Genomic DNA, 21,033 nt, shown 5'->3' on the forward strand with positions numbered 1-21,033 from the left:
GTCGTCACTGTGCGATCCAGTCCCGCACCACGTCGGCGGTCGTGCCGGCCTGACCCTCCATCATGGTGAAGTGGTCGCCGGGCACCTCCCGGAGCGTGTGCGGGGTCTCCCAGGTGGCCCGCCACCCGTCGTCGTCGGCACCGGGCACGATCGACTCCTGCGGCCGGACGAAGAGCACCGGCGGGTCGATCGCCTCGACCGGGCAGCTCTCCAGCAACCGGATGTAGCGGCCCATCGCCGACAGCCGGGCGCTGCTGAACTCGCCGAAGGTGGCCTCCTTGTCCAGCAACGATTCGAGCATGTGGGTGAAGAACGTCGCCGTGGTGCTGCCGGTGGTGAGGTAGGTGTCCAGCAGCACCACCCCGGTCGGGCCGTACCCCTGCCGCGCCAGCTCACCGGCGGTGGCGTGGGCGAACAGCCCACCTGAGGAGTAACCGACGATGACGTACGGGCCCTGCTCGGCGATCGGGCGGACCATCTCGGCGAAGACCCGTACCGCCGCGTCGGCCGAGGCGGGCAGGCTGTCGTCCCGGCCGAAACCGGGCACCGGCAGGGTCCACACGTCCCGGGTGCCGCCGAACTCGGCGGTGAACCGGGCGTACTGCTGGTCTCCGCCGAGGGCCATCGGGGAGGGGAAACAGACGATCGCCGGCCCCTGGTCGCCACGGGCGAGCCGGCGGGGCGCGGGGATCTCCGGCAGGTCGGCCGGCCCGTCGAAGCTGGGCCGGATGTCCGCCACCGCGTGGAGCAACGCCAGGCCCTGCGGCACCCGACCGCCCCGGACGGCGGCGCCGAACAGCGCGCTCATCGTGTCGGCGGCGTCGGCCGTGCTGACGCCGTCCTGCGCCGGTGGGGCGGCCAGTTCGGTCCGCAGCAGCGCGGCGAGTTCGTCGACGCTGCCGTGGTCGAAGACCACCCCGGTGGCCAGTCGCAGCCCGGTGGCCTCGTTGAGGGCGTTGCGCAGCTCCATCGCGGTGAGCGAGTCGAAGCCCAGCTCGACGAAGCGCAGCGCCGGGTCGAGGTCGTCCGGGCCGCCGTGGCCGAGCACCGTCGCGGCGCACGCCCGGACCAGGTCGCGCAGCAGCGCCTGCTGGCCGTCGGCGTCGAGCCCGCCGAGGGTACGCCGCAGCGCCGCTGGGTCGGGCCGGCCAGTACCTGAGGACGCGGCCCGCCGTACCGGGGGGACCAGGGTGCGCAGGATCGGCGGCACCTCGCCCTCCGCCGAGGTGCGCAGGTCGGCCTTGACCGGGACCAGCACCGCCTCGGTACGGGCCAACGCCGCGTCCAGCAGGGCCAGCCCCTCCTCGGCGGACATCGGCAGCACCCCGCCCCGGGACATCCGGGCCCGGTCGGTGCCGCCGAGGTCGTCGGCCATCCCACCGCCGGCCCACGGCCCCCAGGCCAGGGACTGGGCGGGCAGCCCGGCCGCCCGCCGGGCCTCGGCCAGCGCGTCGAGGAAGGCGTTCGCCGCCGCGTAGTTGCCCTGCCCCGGCCCGCCGAGCACCCCGGCCGCCGAGGAGAACAGCACGAACGCGGTGAGCCCCGCGTCCCGGGTCAGCTCGTGCAGGTGGGTGGCGGCGTCGACCTTGGGGCGCAGCACCGCGTCGAGGCGGTCCCGGGTCAGCGACGGGATGACCCCGTCGTCGAGCACCCCGGCGGCGTGCACCACAGCGGTCAGCGGGTGGTCGGCGGGCACCCCGGCGAGCAGCGCGCCGACCGCGTCCCGGTCGGCCAGGTCGCAGGCGGCCACGGTGACCTCCGCCCCACGGGCGGTGAGGTCCGCGCACAGCTCGGCCATCCCGTCCGCGTCGGGGCCGCGCCGGCTGGCCAGCAGCAGGTGCCGCACCCCGTACGCGTCGACCAGGTGTCGGGCGACGAGCCGGCCGAGGGTGCCGCCGGCCCCGGTGAGCAGCACGGTGCCCTCGGCGGTGAAGACACTGCCGGGGATGCCGTCGGGGGCGGCGGCAGGCGTCAGCCGGGCGGCGTGGGCGACGCCCTCGCGGACGACGAGTTGCGGTTCACCGCCGGCCAGCACCGCCGGGAGGGTCTGCGCGGACTCGTCGTGGTCGTCGAGGTCGACCAGGACGATCCGGCCCGGGTTCTCCGACTGGGCGGACCGGACGAGACCCCAGGCCGCCGCGGCGGCCGGTTCGGTGACCGGGGTGCCCTGCGCGCCGTGGGTGAGCACCAGCAGCCGGGACGACGCCAACCGGTCGTCGGCGAGCCAGCCCTGGAGCAGGGTGAGGAGCTGCCCGGTGGTGTGCCGGGCACCGGCGGCGAGGTCCCGCGAGTCGGGTTGCACGCTGGCGACCAGCACCACGTCCGGTACGGCCCCGCCCGCGTCCAGGGCGGTGGTGAGAGTGGACAGGTCGGGGTGGGTCTCGGCGAGCAGACCGACGGTGTCCAGCGCGGCGGCCACCTTGAACTCGTCCATGCCGACAAGCGCCCAGCGGCCGGTGGCCGGGGTGGCGGGCAGCGGAACCGGGGTCCAGTCGACCCGGTAGAGGTGCTCCTGTCGACCGGCGCGGGCAGCGGCGAGCTGGCCCGCGTCGATCTCCCGCAGCACCAGCGAGTCGACCCGGGCGACGGGCGCGCCGGTCTGGTCGGCGAGGGTGAGGGCGACCTGGTCGGGTCCGGCCGGGGTGACGGTGACCCGCAGGGCGCTCGCGCCGGTGGCGTGGACGGTCACCCCGGTCCAGGTGAACGGGACGGCGGTCGTCCCCTCGCCCCGGGTGAGCCCGATGGCGTGCAGGGCCGCGTCGAACAGGGCCGGGTGCAGGTGGAACCGGTCGGCGTCGAGCACGTCACCGGGGAGCGCGATCTCGGCGTACACCTCGTCGCCGTGTCGCCAGGCGGCCCGCAGGCCCTGGAAGACCGGGCCGTAGACCAGGCCCGCGTCGGCCATCCGCTCGTACAGGCCGTCGAAGTCGACAGGGGTCGCGGCGGGCGGCGGCCAGGCGGTCGTCGGGTCGGCCGGCGGGCTGGTCGGGGCGGGGGTGAGCAGCCCGGTGGCGTGCCGGGTCCACGGCGCGTCCCGGTGCCGGGAGTAGACGGTGACCGGCCGGCCGCCCTCGTCGTCGGGCGCACCGACGGCCACCTGCACCTGCACGCCGTCGTCGGCCGGGACGACCAGCGGGGCCTGGAGGGTGAGTTCGGCCAGCCGGCCGCAGCCCACCTGGTCCCCGGCCCGCACGGCGAGTTCCACAAGCCCGGTGCCGGGCAGCACGATCGTGTCGCCCAACGCGTGCTCGGCCAGCCACGGGTGGGTACGCCGGGACAGCAGCCCGGTGGCGATCAGCCCGTCGGTGTCGGGCAGGGTGGTGACAGCCGACAACAGCGGGTGTTCGGCGTCGAGCAGACCGGCGGCGGTGACGTCCCGGTCCGCCCCGATGTCCTGCATCCAGTAATGCTGGTGCTGGAAGGCGTAGGTGGGCAGGTCGACCTGCCGGCCTCCCGGGTTGACCGCCGCCCAGTCCAGCTCGATCCCGCTGACCCACGCCTGGGCCATCCCGGTGGCGTACGCCGCCACCTGCCCACGGTCCCGGCGCTGCAACGGGATGGCCACCGCGTCGTCGACACAGTCGCCCACCATGGCGGTGAGCACGCTGTCCGGCCCGATCTCCACGAACCGGGTCACCCCCCGCGCGGCCAGCGCGGCGACCGCGTCGGCGAACCGCACCGTCCCCCGCACCTGACCCTGCCAGTAGGCGGCCGAACCGAGCTGTTCGTCGGTCGCCGGCTCACCGGTCGCGGTGGAGATCAGCCCGATGGCGGCCGAATCGGCGGTGACCGTCTCCAACACCCGCCCGTAGTCGGCCAGCATCGGATCCATCAGATGCGAATGAAACGCGTGCGACACCCGCAACCGACGCGTCTTCACCCCAAGCGACGCCTCCAGTGCGGCGATCCGCTCCTCGGTGCCCGACACCACCACCGCCCGGGGACCGTTCACCGCCGCCACGTCCACGTCACCGAGATCCAACTCGTCGAGAGGCGCGGCGATGGCGAGCATCGCCCCACCCGCCGGCAACGCCTGCATCAACCCACCCCGCGCCGCCACCACCCGACACGCGTCCTCCAGCGACCACACCCCCGCCACATGCGCCGCAGCCAACTCGCCGATCGAATGCCCGGCGACGAAATCCGGCTTCAACCCCCACGACTCGGCGAGGCGGAACAGGGCCACCTCGACCGCGAACAACGCCGGCTGCGTCCACCCCGTCCGATCCAACACACCATCCGGATCGGCGAACATCACCTCCCGCAGATCACCACCCAACAAGGGGACGAAGACGGCACACACCTCGTCCAACGCGGCGGCGAACACCGGGAAGGCGTCCACCAGCTCACGACCCATGCCGACCCGCTGCGCACCCTGACCGGTGAACAACACCGCCGTCCGACCAGCGACCACCCGACCCGACAGGCCGGCCCCGACGGCCAGCGCCTCCAGGCCGGTGGCGAGGTCGGGGGCGGTGCCACCGACGACCACACCCCGGTGGTCCAGGGCGGCCCGGCCGGCGGCGAGGGAATGCCCGACGTCGACTGGTCGTTCGTCGGTGAGGAAGTCCCGCAGCCGGGCAGCCTGGGCGGTGAGGCCATCGGTGGACCGGCCGGCCAACGGCCAGAGCACCACTGCCGGCTCGGGCGTCGGCTCGGGCGCGGTTTCCGGTTGCGGGTACTCCTCGACGATGACGTGGGCGTTGGTGCCGCTGATGCCGAACGACGACACCGCCGCCCGACGGGGGTGACCGTTGACCGGCCAGTCGACGGCCTCGGTGGCGAGCTGCACGTCACCGGCGGACCAGTCGACGTGCGGGCTCGGCGCATCCACATGCAGAGTGCGCGGCACTACCCCGTGCCGCATCGCCATCACCATCTTGATCACACCCGCCACACCCGCAGCAGCCTGCGTATGACCAAGATTCGACTTCACCGACCCCAACCACAACGGCCGCTCCCGCTCCCGACCGTACGTCGCCAGAATCGCCTGCGCCTCGATCGGATCACCCAACGTCGTACCCGTACCGTGCGCCTCCACCACGTCGACCTCGGCGGTCGACACCCGGGCGTTGGCGAGGGCCTGCCGGATCACCCGCTGCTGCGCCGGCCCGTTCGGTGCGGTCAGGCCGTTCGACGCACCGTCCTGGTTGACCGCCGAGCCCCGGACGAGGCCCAGGATCGTGTGCCCGTGGCGGCGTGCGTCGGAGAGGCGTTCGAGCACCAGCACACCCACGCCCTCGGACCAGCCCGTGCCGTCGGCGCCCGCCGCGAACGGCTTGCACCGGCCGTCCCGCGCCAAACCCCGCTGCCGGGAGAACTCCACGAACGTCTCCGGTGTCGCCATCACCGTCACCCCACCGGCCAACGCCAGATCACACTCACCCGACCGCAACGCCTGACCCGCCAGATGCATCGCCACCAACGACGACGAACACGCGGTGTCCACGGTCACGGCGGGGCCTTCGAGGCCGAGGGTGTAGGCGATCCGGCCGGAGACGACGCTGCCGGCACTGTGCCCGGTCACGTAGTCGTGGTACATCAGGCCGGCGAAGACACCGGTGGCGGAGCCGCGTACCGAGGCGGGGTCGATGCCGGCCCGCTCGAACGCCTCCCAGGAGACCTCAAGCAACTGCCGCTGCTGCGGGTCCATCAGGACGGCCTCACGGGGCGAGATGCCGAAGAAGGCCGGGTCGAAGCCGGCCGCGCCGGGCAGGAACCCGCCCTGGTCGGCATAGCTGGTGTCGGGGCGGGTGCCGGTCGGGTCGTAGAGCCGGGCCAGATCCCAACCCCGGTCGGTCGGGAAGCCGTCGATCGCGTCGCCGCCCTCGGCGACGAGCCGCCACAGGTCCTCCGGCGAGGAGACCCCGCCGGGGTATCGGCAGGCCATCCCGACGATCGCCACCATGTCGTCACCGACCGCCGTGCTGGCGGTCCGCCGCTCCTGCGGTACGTCGAGAGCGCCGGTCAGCTCCCGGTGCAGCAGCTCGGTGAGGGCGGTCGGGGTCGGGTAGTCGAAGATCAGGGTGGCGGGCAGCCGCAGGTCGACGGCCGTGGAGAGCGCGTTGCGCAGCTCGACGGCGGTGAGCGAGTCGAAGCCGAGGCTCTGGAACGTCCGGTCCGCCTCCACGGCCTCCGGACCGGCGAGGCCGAGCACGGCGGCGACGTGGGTGTGCACCAGGTGCCGGACCGCCCCGGCCCGCTCGTTCTCCGGCAGCCCGGCCAGCCAGTCGCTGTCCGGCCGGTCCACGGCGGTGGCGGCGGCAGCGGTACGCCGGGTCGGCCCGGTCAGCCCACGCAGCACCGGAGCCAACCGGTCGCCCAGGGTACGCAGGGCCGGTACGTCGAGCCGGGCCGGGACGAGGGTGGCCGGTCCACCGGCGACGGCGGCGTCGAGCAGCGCCAACCCGTCCCCGGTCGTCAACGGCAGCACCCCACCCCGGGACATCCGCTCCCGGTCGGCCTCACCGAGCCGGTCGGTCATCGCCGAACCGGTGCCCCACAACCCCCAGGCCAACGACACGGCCGGCAGTCCCGCCGCGCGACGGGTCACCGCCAGGGCGTCCAGGAAGGCGTTCGCCGCCGCGTAGTTGCCCTGACCAGGTGCGCCCAGCACACCGGACAGCGACGAGAAGAGCACGAACGCCGACAGCTCCCGGTCCCGGGTCAGCTCGTCCAACAGCATCGCCGCGTCCACCTTGGGGCGCAGCACCCCGGACACCCGGGCCGGCGTCAACGACGAGACCACCCCGTCGTCGAGCACGCCGGCGGTGTGCACCACCGCCGACAGGTCCGGCACGTCGGCCAGGGCGGCGGTCACCTGGTCGCGGTCGGCCACGTCGCAGGCGATCAGGTCGACCCGGGCACCGGCCCCGGTCAGCTCGGCGACGAGGTCGTCGGCGCCGGCTGCCGCCGTACCGCTGCGCGACAGCAGCAGCAGCCGGGGCACCCCGTGCGCCGTCACCAGGTGCCGGGCCACCGCCGCGCCGAGCGCGCCGGTCGCGCCGGTGACAAGCACCGTGCCGGTGCCGAAGAGCGGGGTGTCCGCCGGCGTCGCGGGCAGCGCCCGCCGGACGATCCGGGGGATCCGGACGACGCCGTCGCGGACCAGCACCTGCGGGTCACCGGTGGCCAGGGCCAGCGGGAGGACGTCGTCGAGCCGGTCGGTGTCGGCGTCGACGAGGAGGATCCGGTCGGGGTTCTCCGCCTGGGCGGAGCGCAGCAGACCCCAGACCGCCGCGCCGGCCAGGTCGGTCACGTCGTCACCGGCGGCGTACCGGGTGAGCACGACGAGCGTGGCGGTGCCGTCCCCGGCCAGCCAACGCTTGGCGATCTCCAACACCCGGTTCACCTCGGCGTGCACGTCGTCGGTCCCGCCGGCGCGCAGCACCACCAGCTCGTGGGAGCTGCCGGCGAGGGGGTCACCGGTGCCGGCAGCGGTGGTGGAGGCATCGCCGGGCGGGGTGGTGTCGGGGTGCCAGGCCCAGGTGGGGGCGGTCGCGGCCGGGGTGACGGCGACGGGCTGCCAGTCGAGGCCGAAGAGCGCGTCGGCGACGCCGGTGGCGGCGGTGACCTGCACCGGGCGGAGCACCAGCGACCGCACGGTGGCGACGGGTGCACCCTGCGCGTCGGCGACCGCGATCCGCACGCCGGTGCCGGCGGGGGTGAGCCGGACCCGGAGGCTTGTCGCGCCGGTGGCGTGCAGCGTCACCCCGGACCAGGCGAACGGCAGGCCCCGGGGGGTGTCGCCCTCGGCACGGGTGAGGACGTGCAGGCCGGCGTCGAAGAGGGCCGGGTGCAGGCCGTAGCCGTCGTGCTCCGTACCGTCGGGGAGGTCGACCTCGGCGAAGAGTTCGGCACCGGCACGCCAGGCGCGGCGCAGGCCCTGGAAGGTGGGGCCGTAGTCGAGTCCGCCGGCGGCGAGGTCGTCGTGGAGACCGGCCAGCGGCAGGGGTTCGGCGTCGGCGGGGGGCCACTCGGTGAGGGCGACGCCGGTGGTGTCACCGGCGACCAGGACACCGGTGGCGTGCCGGGTCCACGGGGCGTCGTCCCGCTCCCGGGAGTGCACCTGGACGGCACGCCGTCCGGTCGGGTCGGGTGGCTCCACGGCGACCTGCACCTCGATGCTGCCGTCGGGGACGACGAGCGGCGCGTGCAGGGTCAGCTCGTCGAGCAGACCGGTGCCGACCTGGTCACCGGCGTGGATGGCGAGGTCGACCAGGCCGGTGCCGGGGAACACGACGGTGCCACCGACGGCGTGGTCGGCAAGCCACGGGTGGGTGTGCAGCGACCAGCGACCGGTGAAGACGACTCCGTCGGTGTTGGCGAGCGGTACGGCGGCGTCGAGCAACGGGTGGGTGGCGGCGAGCAGTCCGGCGCCGACCAGGGCCGGGTCGTAGAGCCAGTAGTGCTGGCGTCGGAAGGCGTAGGTGGGCAGGTCGACCTGCCGGGCGGCGGGGTGGATGGCCGCCCAGTCGAGGTCGAGGCCGGTGGTCCACGCCTGGGCCATCCCGGTGGCGTACGCGGTCACCTGGTCGCGGTCCCGACGTTGCAACGGGATGGTCACCGCGTCGCCGGCGCTTTCGGCGACCATGGCGGTGAGCACGCTGTCCGGCCCGATCTCCACGAACCGGGTCACCCCACGAGCCTTGAGTACGGCGACCGCGTCGGCGAACCGCACCGTCCCCCGCACCTGACCCCGCCAATAGGCAGCCGAACCCAACTCGTCGTCCCCGGCCAGCTCACCGGTCACGGTCGACACCAACGGGATGCCCGCCGGGTTCGCGGTCACCCCCTCCAACACCCGCCCATACTCAGCCAGCATCGGATCCATCAGATGCGAATGGAACGCATGCGACACCCGCAACCGACGCGTCTTCACCTCAAGCGACGCCTCCAACACGGCAATCTGCTCCTCGGTGCCCGACACCACCACCGCCCGGGGGCCGTTCACCGCCGCCACGTCCACGTCACCGAGATCCAACTCCGCCAGCGGCGCGGCGATCGCCAACATCGCCCCATCCGCCGGCAGCGCCTGCATCAACCCACCCCGCGCCGCGACGATGCGACACGCGTCCGTCAGGGACCACACCCCGGCGACGTACGCGGCGGCCAACTCGCCGATCGAATGCCCGGCGACGAAATCCGGCCTCAAACCCCACGACTCGGCGAGCCGGAACAACGCCACCTCGACCGCGAACAACGCCGGCTGCGTCCACCCCGTCCGATCCAACACACCATCCGGATCGGCGAACATCACCTCCCGCAAATCACCACCGAGCATCGGCGTGAACGTGCCGCACACCTCGTCCAACGCCGACGCGAACACCGGGAAGGCACCCGCCAGCTCACGGCCCATGCCGACCCGCTGCGCACCCTGACCGGTGAACAACACCGCCGTCCGACCGGTGGTCAGGTGGCCGTGCACACCCTGACCGGCGGCGAGCGCGCGGAGACCGGCGACGCCGTCGCCGACGGCCACCCCCCGGTGTTCCAGGGCGGCCCGGCCGGTGCCGAGGGTCAGCGCCACGTCGGCGGGGCGCAGGTCGGCGTCGGCGAGGAAGTCGGCGAGGCGGGCGGCCTGCGCGGCGAGGCCGCTGGCGGACCGGCCGGAGACCGGCCAGAGCGACACCGGCCCGGTAGCGAGGCCGGTGACGGTCGTGGCGGCGGAGCCGGTCGTCGGTGCGGCGGCGGAGCCGGTCGTCGGTGCGGCGGCGGGGGCCTGCTCCAGGATCAGGTGGGCGTTGGTGCCGCTGATGCCGAACGACGACACCGCCGCCCGCCGGGGACGACCGACCACCGCCCACTCCGCCGCCTCCGTCGCGAGCTCGACCGCACCAGCCGACCAGTCCACATGCGGACTCGGCGCATCCACATGCAACGTCCTCGGCACCACACCATGCCGCATCGCCATCACCATCTTGATCACACCCGCCACACCCGCAGCAGCCTGCGTATGACCAAGATTCGACTTCACCGACCCCAACCACAACGGCCGATCCCGACCCCGACCATACGTCGCCAGAATCGCCTGCGCCTCGATCGGATCACCCAACGTCGTACCCGTACCATGCGCCTCCACCACATCCACCTCGACCGCCGACACCCCCGCATTGACCAACGCCTGCCGGATCACCCGCTGCTGCGCCGGCCCGTTCGGCGCCGTCAACCCATTCGACGCACCATCCTGATTCACCGCCGAACCCCGCACCACACCCAGAACCCGATGCCCATTCCGCACCGCATCGGACAACCGCTCCAACACCAACACACCAACACCCTCGGACCACCCCGTCCCATCAGCCGACGCCGCGAACGGCTTACACCGACCATCCCGCGCCAGACCCCGCTGCCGCGAGAACTCCACAAACGTCTCCGGCGACGCCATCACCGTCACCCCACCCGCCAACGCCAGATCACACTCACCCGACCGCAACGCCTGACCCGCCAGATGCATCGCCACCAACGACGACGAACACGCGGTGTCGACCGACACCGCCGGTCCCTCCAGCCCGAACGTGTACGCCACCCGGCCGGTGACGATGCTGCCGGAGCTGCGCCCGGAGACGTAGTCGTGGTACATCACCCCGGCGAACACACCTGTGGGCGAGCCGCGCAGGGTGCCCGGGTCGATGCCGGCCCGCTCGAACGCCTCCCAGGAGACCTCAAGCAGCAACCGCTGCTGCGGGTCCATGATCACCGCTTCGCGGGGGGAGATACCGAAAAAGAGCGGGTCGAACTGGGCGGCGTCGGTGAGGAACCCGCCCTTCGCCACGTAGGTGGTCTCGGGGCGGGTGCCGGTCGGGTCGTAGAGCCGGGCCAGATCCCAACCCCGATCGGTCGGGAAGTCGTCGACGGCGTCGCCGCCCTCGGCCACCAGCCGCCACAGATCCTCAGGCGAGGAGACCCCACCGGGGTAACGGCAGGCCATCCCCACGATCGCCACCGGATCGTCGGCGACGGCGGTCGTGGTGACCGGCCGCATGGTGTCGACGCCGTCCGGGCCGGCGATCTCGTCGAGCAGGTGCCGGGCCAGGTCGCGCGGTGACGGGTAGTCGAAGATCAGGGTGGCGGGCAGCCGCAGCCCGGTGCTTGCGGTGAGCTCGTTGCGCAGCTCGACGGCGGTGAGCGAGTCGAACCCCAGCTCCTGGAACGCCCGGCCGGCGTCGATCCGCTCGGCGGACGCGTGCCCGAGCACCGCCGCCACCTGGCGGAGGACCAGGGCGGTCGCGGCGCGCTCGCGTTCCTCGGCGGGCAGTGCGGCGAGCTCCGCCGCCCAACCGGTGGCACCGGCCCCGGCCGCGCGGGCGGCCGTCCGCCGGGCCGGACGGACCAGGCCGTGGAACGGCAACGGCAGATCCCCGCCGAGGGTACGCAGGGCCGCCAGGTCGAGCCGGGCCGGCACCGCGGTCGGGTACGGGTTGCCGACGGCGGCGTCGAGCAGCGCCAACCCGTCCCCGGTCGTCAACGGCAGCACCCCACCCCGGGACATCCGCTCCCGGTCGGCCTCACCGAGCCGGTCGGTCATCGCCGAACCGGTGCCCCACAACCCCCAGGCCAACGACACGGCCGGCAGTCCCGCCGCGCGACGGGTCACCGCCAGGGCGTCCAGGAAGGCGTTCGCCGCCGCGTAGTTGCCCTGACCAGGTGCGCCCAGCACACCGGACAACGACGAGAAGAGCACGAACGCCGACAGCTCCCGGTCCCGGGTCAGCTCGTCGAGCAGCCATCCCGCGTCGACCTTCGGGCGTAGCACCGCGGAGAGCCGCGCGGCGGACAGCGTCGACACCACGCCGTCGTCGAGCACCCCCGCCGTGTGCACCACCGCCGACAGGTCGGGACGGCCGTCGACCAGGGCGGTGACCTGGGCCCGGTCGGCCACGTCGGCGGCGACCAGCTCGACCTGGGCACCGGCCCCGGTCAGCTCCGCGACGAGGTCGCCGGCACCAGCGGCGGCGGGGCCCCGGCGGGACACCAGCAGCAGCCGGGACACCCCGTGGGTCGCCACCAGGTGCCGGGCCACCGCCGCACCGAGGGCACCTGTCGCGCCGGTGAGCAGCACGGTGCCCGTACCGAACAGCGGAGCGTCAGGGGTGGACGCGGCGACGGCCTGGCGGGTGAGTCGGGGCACCGAGACCACGCCGGCCCGGACCCGCACCTGCGGTTCGCCGCTCGCCAGGGCGACAGCGAGCGAGGCGGCCACGTCCGCATCCGGGTCGGTGTCGAGCAGCAGCAGCCGGTCCGGGTTCTCGGCCTGCGCCGAGCGGAGCAGGCCCCACACGGCCGCTCCGGTCAGGTCGGTCGCGTCGTCGCCGACGGCGCGTCGGGTGAGCACCACCAGTCGGTGGGTGTCCGGGCCGGTCAGCCACTGCTGCACCAGGCCGAGAACCCGGTTCACCTCGTCGTGCACCGCCTCCGGGCCGGCGACGTCCCCGTCGGCCCCGGCGGTCAGCACCAACAGTTCGGTGTCGGTCGGCCCGGTGACCAGCGCCGCCGGGTCCGACCCGGCGAACGCAGGCTCGGTGCCGGCCGGCAGGGTGGCCGGGTGGTAGGCCCAGGTCGGGGTGGCCGGAGTGGGGGTGCCGATCTCCTGCCAGGTCAGGTCGAACAGCGCGTCGGCGACCCCACCGGGGCGGCCCACCTGGACGGGGCGCAGCACCAGCGAGTCGACCGTGGCGACCGGGGCACCGACCGCGTCGGCGACCGCCACCCGGACCCCGGAGCCGGCCGGGGTGAGCCGGACCCGTACACCGGTCGCGCCGGTGGCGTGCAGGGTGAGGCCGGACCAGGCGAACGGCAGCCCCCGGAAGGCGTCGGTGTCGGCGAGGCCGAGGGCGTGCAGGCCGGCGTCGAGCACGGCGGGGTGCAGGCCGAACCCGTCGGCGTCCACCTCCTCCGGCAGGCTCACCTCGGCGTAGAACTCGTCGCCGCGTCGCCAGACCCGGCACAGGGCCCGGAACGCCGGGCCGTAGACCAGGCCGCCGGAGGCCAGGTGGGGATAGAGGTCGTCGGTGGGCACCGGTTCCGCACCGGCGGGCGGCCACTCGACGAGGGCGGTTCCGGTGGTACGGGTACCGGTGGCGAGCACCCCGCTGGCGTGCCGGGTCCACGGGGCGTCGGTGTCGGCGCTGCGGGCGTACACACCGAGGGTGCGGGCCTGGCCGGTGTCGGCGGGGCCGACGACGACCTGGAGCTGGACGGCGCCGCGTTCGGGCAGCACCAGCGGGGCTTCGATGGTCAGTTCGTCGATGGTCTCGGCACCTACCTGCGCGCCGGCGTGCAGGGCCAGGTCGACGTAGCCGGTGCCGGGGAAGACCACCGCGCCGTCGACGGCGTGGTCGGCGAGCCAGGGGTGCCGGTCGAGGGAGAGCCGGCCGGTGAGGACGGCACCGTCGGCGTTGGCGAGGGTGACCGCCGCACCGAGCAGCGGGTGGTCGGCGGAGTCCAGACCCATGGCGGTGGCGTCGCCGGGGTCGGCGGGCGCATCCAGCCAGTACCGCTGGTGTTGGAAGGCGTAGGTGGGCAGGTCGATCTGCCGGCCTCCCGGGTTGACCGCCGCCCAGTCCAGGTCGATCCCACTGACCCACGCCTGGGCCATCCCGGTGGCATACGCCTCCACCTGTCCCTCGTCCTGCCCCTGCACCCCAGCGGTACCGCCGGCCTCCCCCCGGCCCCTCGGACGCCGCTGCAACGGAACCGCCACCGCATCCTCGACACACTCGCCCACCATGGCGGTGAGCACACTGTCCGGCCCGATCTCCACGAACCGGGTCACCCCACGAGCAGCCAACGCGGCGACCGCATCCGCGAACCGCACCGTCCCCCGCACCTGACCCCGCCAATAGGCAGCCGAACCCAACTCGTCGTCCCCGGCCAGCTCACCGGTCACGGTCGACACCAACGGGATGCCCACCGGGTTCGCGGTCACCCCCTCCAACACCCGCCCATACTCAGCCAGCATCGGATCCATCAGATGCGAATGGAACGCATGCGACACCCGCAACCGACGCGTCTTCACCCCAAGCGACGCCTCCAACACGGCAATCCGCTCCTCCGTGCCCGACACCACCACCGCCCGAGGACCGTTCACCGCCGCCACATCCACGCCACCGAGATCCAACTCCGCCAACGGAGCCGCGATCGCCAACATCGCCCCACCAGCCGGCAACGCCTGCATCAACCCACCCCGCGCCGCCACCACCCGACACGCATCCGCCAGGGACCACACCCCCGCCACATACGCCGCAGCCAACTCACCAATCGAATGACCCGCCACGAAATCCGGCCTCAAACCCCACGACTCGGCCAACCGGAACAACGCCACCTCAACCGCGAACAACGCCGGCTGCGTCCATCCGGTCTGGTCGAGCACACCACCCTGATCGGCGAACATCACCTCCCGCAAATCACCACCCAACAAAGGCCCGAACGCCCCACACACCTCATCCAACGCCGACGCGAACACCGGGAACGCACCCGCCAGCTCACGACCCATCCCCACCCGCTGCGCACCCTGACCGGTGAACAACACCGCCGTCCGACCGGTGGTCACCCGACCGGACAGGCCACCACCGGCGGCCAGGTTCTCCAGCCCGGCCGCGTCGTCGCCGAGCACCACACCCCGGTACGCCGAAGCGGCCCGGGTGGTGCCCAGCGAGTACCCGACGTCCACCGGACGTTCGTCGGTCAGGAACTCCCGCAGCCGGTCCGCCTGCCCGGCCAGCGCCGCCGCCGACCGGCCCGACAGCGGCCAGAGCACCACCGGCGGCTCGGCGGTCTCGACCGGCTCGACGGCCTCGACCGGTGGGGCCTGCTCCAGGATCACGTGCCCGTTGGTGCCGCTCACCCCGAACGACGACACCCCGCCCCGGCGCGGCTGGCCGTGGTCGGGCCACTGCCGCGCCTCGGTCAGCAGTTGTACGGTGCCGGCGGACCAGTCCACGTGGGTGGAGGGTTCGCCCACGTGCAGGCTCTTGGGCAGCACGCCGTGCCGCAGCGCCATCACCATCTTGATCACGCCGCTGACGGCGGCGGCGGCCTGGGCGTGGCCGATGTTGGACTTGACCGAGCCGAGCCAGAGCGGCCGGTCCGCCGGCCGGTCGTGCCCGTACGTGGCGATCAGCGCCTCCGCCTCGATCGGGTCACCGAGGGTGGTGCCGGTGCCGTGTGCCTCGATCAGGTCGACCTCGGTGGAGGTGAGCCCGGCGTTGGCGAGCGCCTGGAGGATGACCCGCTGCTGGGCCACCCCGTTGGGGGCGGTCAGCCCGTTGGACGCGCCGTCCTGGTTGATCGCGGAACCCCTGATGACGGCGAGCACCCGGTGGCCGTTGCGCTGGGCGTCGGAGAGCCGCTCCAGCAGCAGCATGCCGACGCCCTCGCCCCAGCCGGTGCCGTCGGCGTCGTCGGAGAACGGCTTGCAGCGGCCGTCGGAGGCCAGCCCCCGCTGGCGGCTGAACGCGACGAACGAGCCGGGCGTCGACATCACGGTGACACCGCCGGCCAGCGCCAGGCCGCACTCGCGTTGCCGCAGCGCGTGCGCGGCCAGGTGCAACGCGACGAGCGACGACGAGCAGGCCGTGTTGACCGTGACGGCCGGCCCCTCCAACCCCAGGCTGTACGCGACCCGCCCGGAGATGACCGCCCCGGAACTACCGGTGCTCATGTACGCCTCGACCGGTTCGGGCAACACGGTGAGCCGGTCCCAGTAGTCCTGGCCGCCACAGCCGACGAAGACGCCGACCGGGCCACCGCGCAGCGAGTCGGGGTCGATGCCGGCCCGCTCGCACGCCTCCCAGCTGGCCTCCAGCACCAGCCGCTGCTGCGGGTCCATGGCCAACGCCTCGCGGGGCGAGATGCCGAAGAACTCGGCGTCGAACTCGTCGGCGTCGTGGACGAAACCACCCTGCTGGACGTAGCTGCTGCCGGCGGCGTCCGGGTCGGCGTCGTACAGGGCGGCGGTGTCCCAGCCCCGGTCGGTGGGGAAGTCGCCGATGGTGTCGACGCCCTCGGCGACCACCCGCCACAGGTCCTCGGGCGAGTTGACCCCGCCCGGGTAACGGCAGGCCATGCCGACGATCGCGATCGGATCCTGCTCCTGCGACTCGACCTCACGCAGCCGTTCCCGGGTGCGGTGCAGGTCGGCGGTGACCCGCTTCAGGTACTCGAGGAGCTTTACTTCGTTCGCCATCCGAACCTCACCAAACTCGTTGCCAGCGGGACACGTTGCGCCGGGAGCGCGGTGGCGACTCAGGTCATCCCGAGTTCCTTGTCGATCAGGTCGAACACGTCGTCGGCGGACGCCGTTTCCAGCCGGTCGACCAGGGTGGTGCCCGCGGTGGTGCTGAGGGTCTCGTTGAGCTTCGCCAGCAGTGACTGGAGCCGGACGGTGACCCTGTGGCGTTCGATCTCCTCCGGCGTCAGTCCGGCCACTGTCACCTCCAGCCGGTCCAGCTCGGCGAGCAGGCCACCGGCGGTGTCACCGGTGTAGCCGAGCTCGGCGCGGAGCTGGTCGGCCAGGGCGGTCGGGTTGGGGTGGTCGAAGACCAGGGTTGCGGAGAGCCGTACGCCGGTGGCGGCGCTGAGCCGGTTGCGCAGCTCCACGGCGGTCACCGAGTCCATCCCGAGTTCCTTGAACGCCCGCTGCGGCTCGACCTCTTCGGTGTCGCCGTAGCCGAGGACGGCGGCCACGTTGGTGCGGACCGTCTCCAGCAGCAGGTCGCGCTGCTCGGCCGCGGACAGCGTGCCCAGCCGGTCGACAAGCGCCGAAGACGACGCCGGGTCGGTGGCCTCGGCGGTCTCGGGTGCGGCGTCGGGCAGCTCGGCAAGCAGCGGCCGGGGCCGGGACAGGGTGTAGATCGGGGTGAACCGGGTCCAGTCGACGTCGGCCACGACGAGGTGACTCTCGTCGTGGTCGAGGGCCTGCCCGAGCGCGTCGACGGCGAGGCGGGGGTCCATCACGCCGACGCCGAGCCGGTCGAGGTGCACGCCGACCTCACCGCCTGCCATCCCACCGCCGCCGCCCCAGCTGCCCCAGGCGACCGAGGTGGCGACCGCGCCCCGGCTACGCCGCCGGTGCGCCAACGCGTCCAGGTACGCGTTCGCCGTCGCGTACCCCGCCTGCCCGGCACTGCCCCACACCGCCGCCCCGGACGAGAACACCACGAACGCGTCCAACGACCGGTCCGCCGTCAACTCGTCCAGATGCACCGCACCGAGCACCTTCGCCCGGCACACCTCGGCGAAGTCGTCGACGCCGGTCTGGCCCAACGGCACCTCGGGGTGCAGCACCCCGGCGGCGTGGAACACGGCGGTCAGCCCGTCACCGAGGTCGGCCAGGAGCGCAGCGACCGCCTCCCGATCCGCCACGTCACACGCCACCACCTCGACCCCCGGAAGCCGGGCCACCAGCTCGGCCGCACCGGGAGCCGCCGGACCACGCCGGCTGGCCAACACCACCCGCTGCGCGCCCTGCGCGACCAGCCATTCGGTCACGTGTCCGCCGACCCCGCCGGTGCCGCCGGTGACCAGCACGGTGCCGGCGGGCCGCCAGCGCCGCTCGGGCGCCCCGGTCACCGGGTGCCGGACCATCCGGCGGGCCAGCGGGCCGGCCGGTCGCAGCGCCACCTGGTCCTCGCCGCCGCCGGTCAGCACGTCGGCCAACCGGTCGACGGTCTCCGGCGTCCACTCGGCGGGCAGGTCGACCAGGCCACCCCACCAGCCGGGGTAGTCGAGGGAGAGCACGGTGCCCAGCCCCCACAGCGCACCCTGGGCGGGGTCCGCGACCGGCTCGAACCGGTCCACCCCGACCCCTCCGGCGGTGACGCACCAGAGCCGACCGGTGAAGTCGGCCGCAGCCAGGGCCTGCACCAGCGACACGGTGGCGGCGATCCCGGCGGACAGGCCGACGCCGAGCGGGTCGGGGTCGTCGTCCAGGGCGAGCAGGGAGAGCACCCCGGCGGGGGCCTCCCGGCCGGCGTGGTCGGTGCCGGTGACGGTGACCACCTCGGCGCCCCGGGCAGCCAGTCCGTCGACGACGGTACGCAGCCGGTCGTCGCCGTCCAGTGCCGCCGGGGCGACCACCCACCACACGCCGGTGAGCTGCCCGCCGGTGGGCAGCTCGGTAGGCCGCCACACCACCCGGTACCGCCAACCGTCCACGGTGGCCACGTCCCGTTGCCGGGACCGCCACGACGTCAGGCCGGGCAGCACCTCGCCCACCAGTGCGGTGTCGACGCCGAGGCCGTCGGCGAGCAGGTCGACGTCGGCGCGTTCCACGGCGTCCCAGAACCCGGCGTCGGTGCCGCCGCCGCCCGGGGCGGCGGCGGCCGGCTCGATCCAGTAGCGCTGGTGCTGGAAGGCGTAGGTGGGCAGGTCCGCCCGGCGGGTGCCGGGCAGGGCGGCGGACCAGTCCACCTCGACGCCCCGGACGTGCAGCTCGGCCAGGGAGGTCAGCAGCCGGTCCAGGCCGCCGTCGTCACGGCGCAGGGTGCCGGTGACCACCGTGGGGCGGTCCGCCGACTCCAGCGTCTCCTGCATGCCCATGCCGAGCACCGGGTGCGGGCTGACCTCCACGAACCCGGTCCAGCCCTGCCCGGCGAGAGAGCGGATCGCCGGGTCGAACCGGACCGTGTTGCGGAGGTTGTCGTACCAGTAGCGGGCGTCCAGGGTGGCGGTGTCCACCCAGTCGCCGGTGACCGTGGAGAGCATCCGGATCGTCCCGGTACGCGGGTTGATCGGGGCCAGGTCCTCGAGCAGCCGGTGCTCCAGCGCCTCCACCTGCGCGGAGTGCGAGGCGTAGTCGACCGCCACCTGCTTGACCCGGACCCCCTCCTCGGTGAGCGTGGCGACGAGTTCGCGCAGCGCCTCCGGGGTGCCGGAGACCACCACCGAGCCGGTGCCGTTGACCACGGCGAGGGAGATGTCGCCCGCCCACCGGGCGATCCGTTCCTCCGCCCGGTCGGCGGGCAGCCCGACGGAGACCATGCCGCCCCGACCGGCCAGCTTCTCGCCGATGGCCCGGCTGCGCAGGGTGACCACCCGCGCCCCGTCGGCGAGGGACAGTCCTCCGGCCACGCAGGCGGCGGCGATCTCACCCTGCGAGTGACCGACCACGGCGTCGGGTTCGACGCCGTACGCCCGCCAGGTGGCGGCGAGGGAGACCATCATCGCCCAGAGCGCGGGCTGGACCACGTCCACCCACTCCAGCGAGGGTGCCCCGGGCACGCCGCGTACCACGTCGAGCAGGTCCCAGTCGACGTAGGCGCGCAGTTCGGTGGCGCAGTGACGCATCTGCGCGGCGAACACCGGCGAGGAGTCCAGCAGGGCGGCGGCCATGCCGACCCACTGGGCACCCTGACCGGGGAAGACGAAGACGACCCGGCCGGTAGCGTCCGCCGTGCCGGTGACCGAGGTCGGGGACGGCTGGCCGTCGACGACCGAGGCGAGCGCGGCCCGCAACTGCGCCGGGTCACCGCCGAGCACCACCGCCCGGTGGCCGAGCCGGGCCCGGCCGGCGAGCGTACGGCCGACCGCGGCGGGGTCGGCCGGCGCGGCGTCCAGGTGGGACAGCAGCCGCTCGGCCTGGGCCCGCAGTGCCCGGTCGGTGTGCCCGGAGAGCACCCACGGCAGCACCGCCGGGGTGGCCGGCTGCTCCTCCTCGTCGGCCGGCGGCATCTCCTCCAGCACCACGTGCGCGTTGGTGCCGCTGATGCCGAACGAGGAGACCGCGCAGCGGCGGGCCCGGCCGGTCTGCGGCCATTCCACCGGCTCGGTGAGCAGCCGCACCGTGCCGGGCGACCAGTCGATCTCGCCGCTGGGTTCGTCGACGTGCAGGGTACGGGGCAGCATCCCGTGCCGCATCGCCTGCACCATCTTGATCACCCCGCCGACACCGGCGGCGGCCTGGGAGTGGCCGATGTTGGACTTCAGCGAGCCGAGCCAGAGCGGCCGGTCGGCGGGGCGATCCCGCCCGTACGTGGCGAACAGCGCCTGCGCCTCGATCGGGTCGCCGAGCCGGGTACCGGTGCCGTGCGCCTCGACCGCGTCGATCTCCTGGCCGGCGAGCCGGGCGTTGGCCAGCGCCGCCCGGATGACCCGGCGCTGGGACGGGCCGTTGGGGGCGGTGAGGCCGTTGGACGCGCCGTCCTGGTTGATCGCGGAGCCACGGATGACGGCGAGCACCTGATGCCCGTTGCGGCGGGCGTCGGAGAGCCGTTCCAGCACCAGCGAGCCGGCGCCTTCGGCCCAGCCGGTGCCGTCGGCGGCGGCGGCGAACGACTTGCACCGGCCGTCGAAGGAGAGTGCCCGCTGCTGGGAGAACTCGACGAACGCGCCGGGGGTGCCGATCACTGTCACCCCACCGGCGACGGCGAGCGACGACTCCCCGGAGCGCAGCGACTGGCAGGCCCAGTGCAGGGCGACGAGCGACGACGAGCAGCCGGTGTCGACGGTGACCGCCGGACCCTCCATTCCGAGGGTGTACGACAGCCGGCCGGAGACGATGCTGCCGGCACCCCAACTGTTCGGGTAGTCGTGGTAGACGACGCCGGTGAACACTGCGGTGGGGCTGCCCTTGAGCGACAGCGGGTCGATGCCGGCCCGCTCCAGCGCCTCCCAGGACGTCTCCAGGAACAGCCGCTGCTGCGGGTCCATCTCGGCGGCCTCGCGGGGCGAGATGTTGAAGAACGTCGGGTCGAAGTCGGCGGCGTCGTAGAGGAAGCCGCCGGCGCGGGTGTAGCTGGTGCCGGGGTGGTCCGGATCCGGGTCGTAGAGCCGGTCGAGGTCCCAGCCCCGGTCGGTGGGCATGCCGGAGATCGCGTCGGTGCCGGCCGCCACGAGGTCCCACAGGGCCTCGGGCGAGTCCACCCCGCCGGGGTAACGGCAGCCCATGCCGACGATGGCGATCGGCTCGGCGGCGCGCTCCTCGACGTCGCGGAGCCGCTCGCTGGTCTCGTGCAGGTCGGCGGTGACCCGGCGCAGGTAGTCACGAAGCTTCTGTTCGTTGGACATCAGGAACCCATTCCTGGACGGAGCCGA

The 21,033-nt window shown here is 73.8% G+C and carries 2 protein-coding genes; both read right to left on the minus strand.

What is annotated here, in order from left to right:
* Positions 1-4: 4 nt before the first annotated feature.
* The gene (locus OHQ87_RS15275) at positions 5-16,186 is read right to left on the minus strand and encodes a type I polyketide synthase (RefSeq protein ID WP_328338430.1); all 16,182 of its coding nucleotides are present in this window, start codon (positions 16,184-16,186) and stop codon (positions 5-7) included.
* 59 nt (positions 16,187-16,245) lie between these two features.
* A complete protein-coding gene (locus OHQ87_RS15280) occupies positions 16,246-21,009 on the minus strand; it encodes a type I polyketide synthase (protein ID WP_442930830.1) in 4,764 nt (1,587 codons plus the stop codon).
* Positions 21,010-21,033: the final 24 nt, after the last annotated feature.

Source organism: Micromonospora sp. NBC_00421, assembly GCF_036017915.1.
GTDB lineage: Bacteria > Actinomycetota > Actinomycetes > Mycobacteriales > Micromonosporaceae > Micromonospora.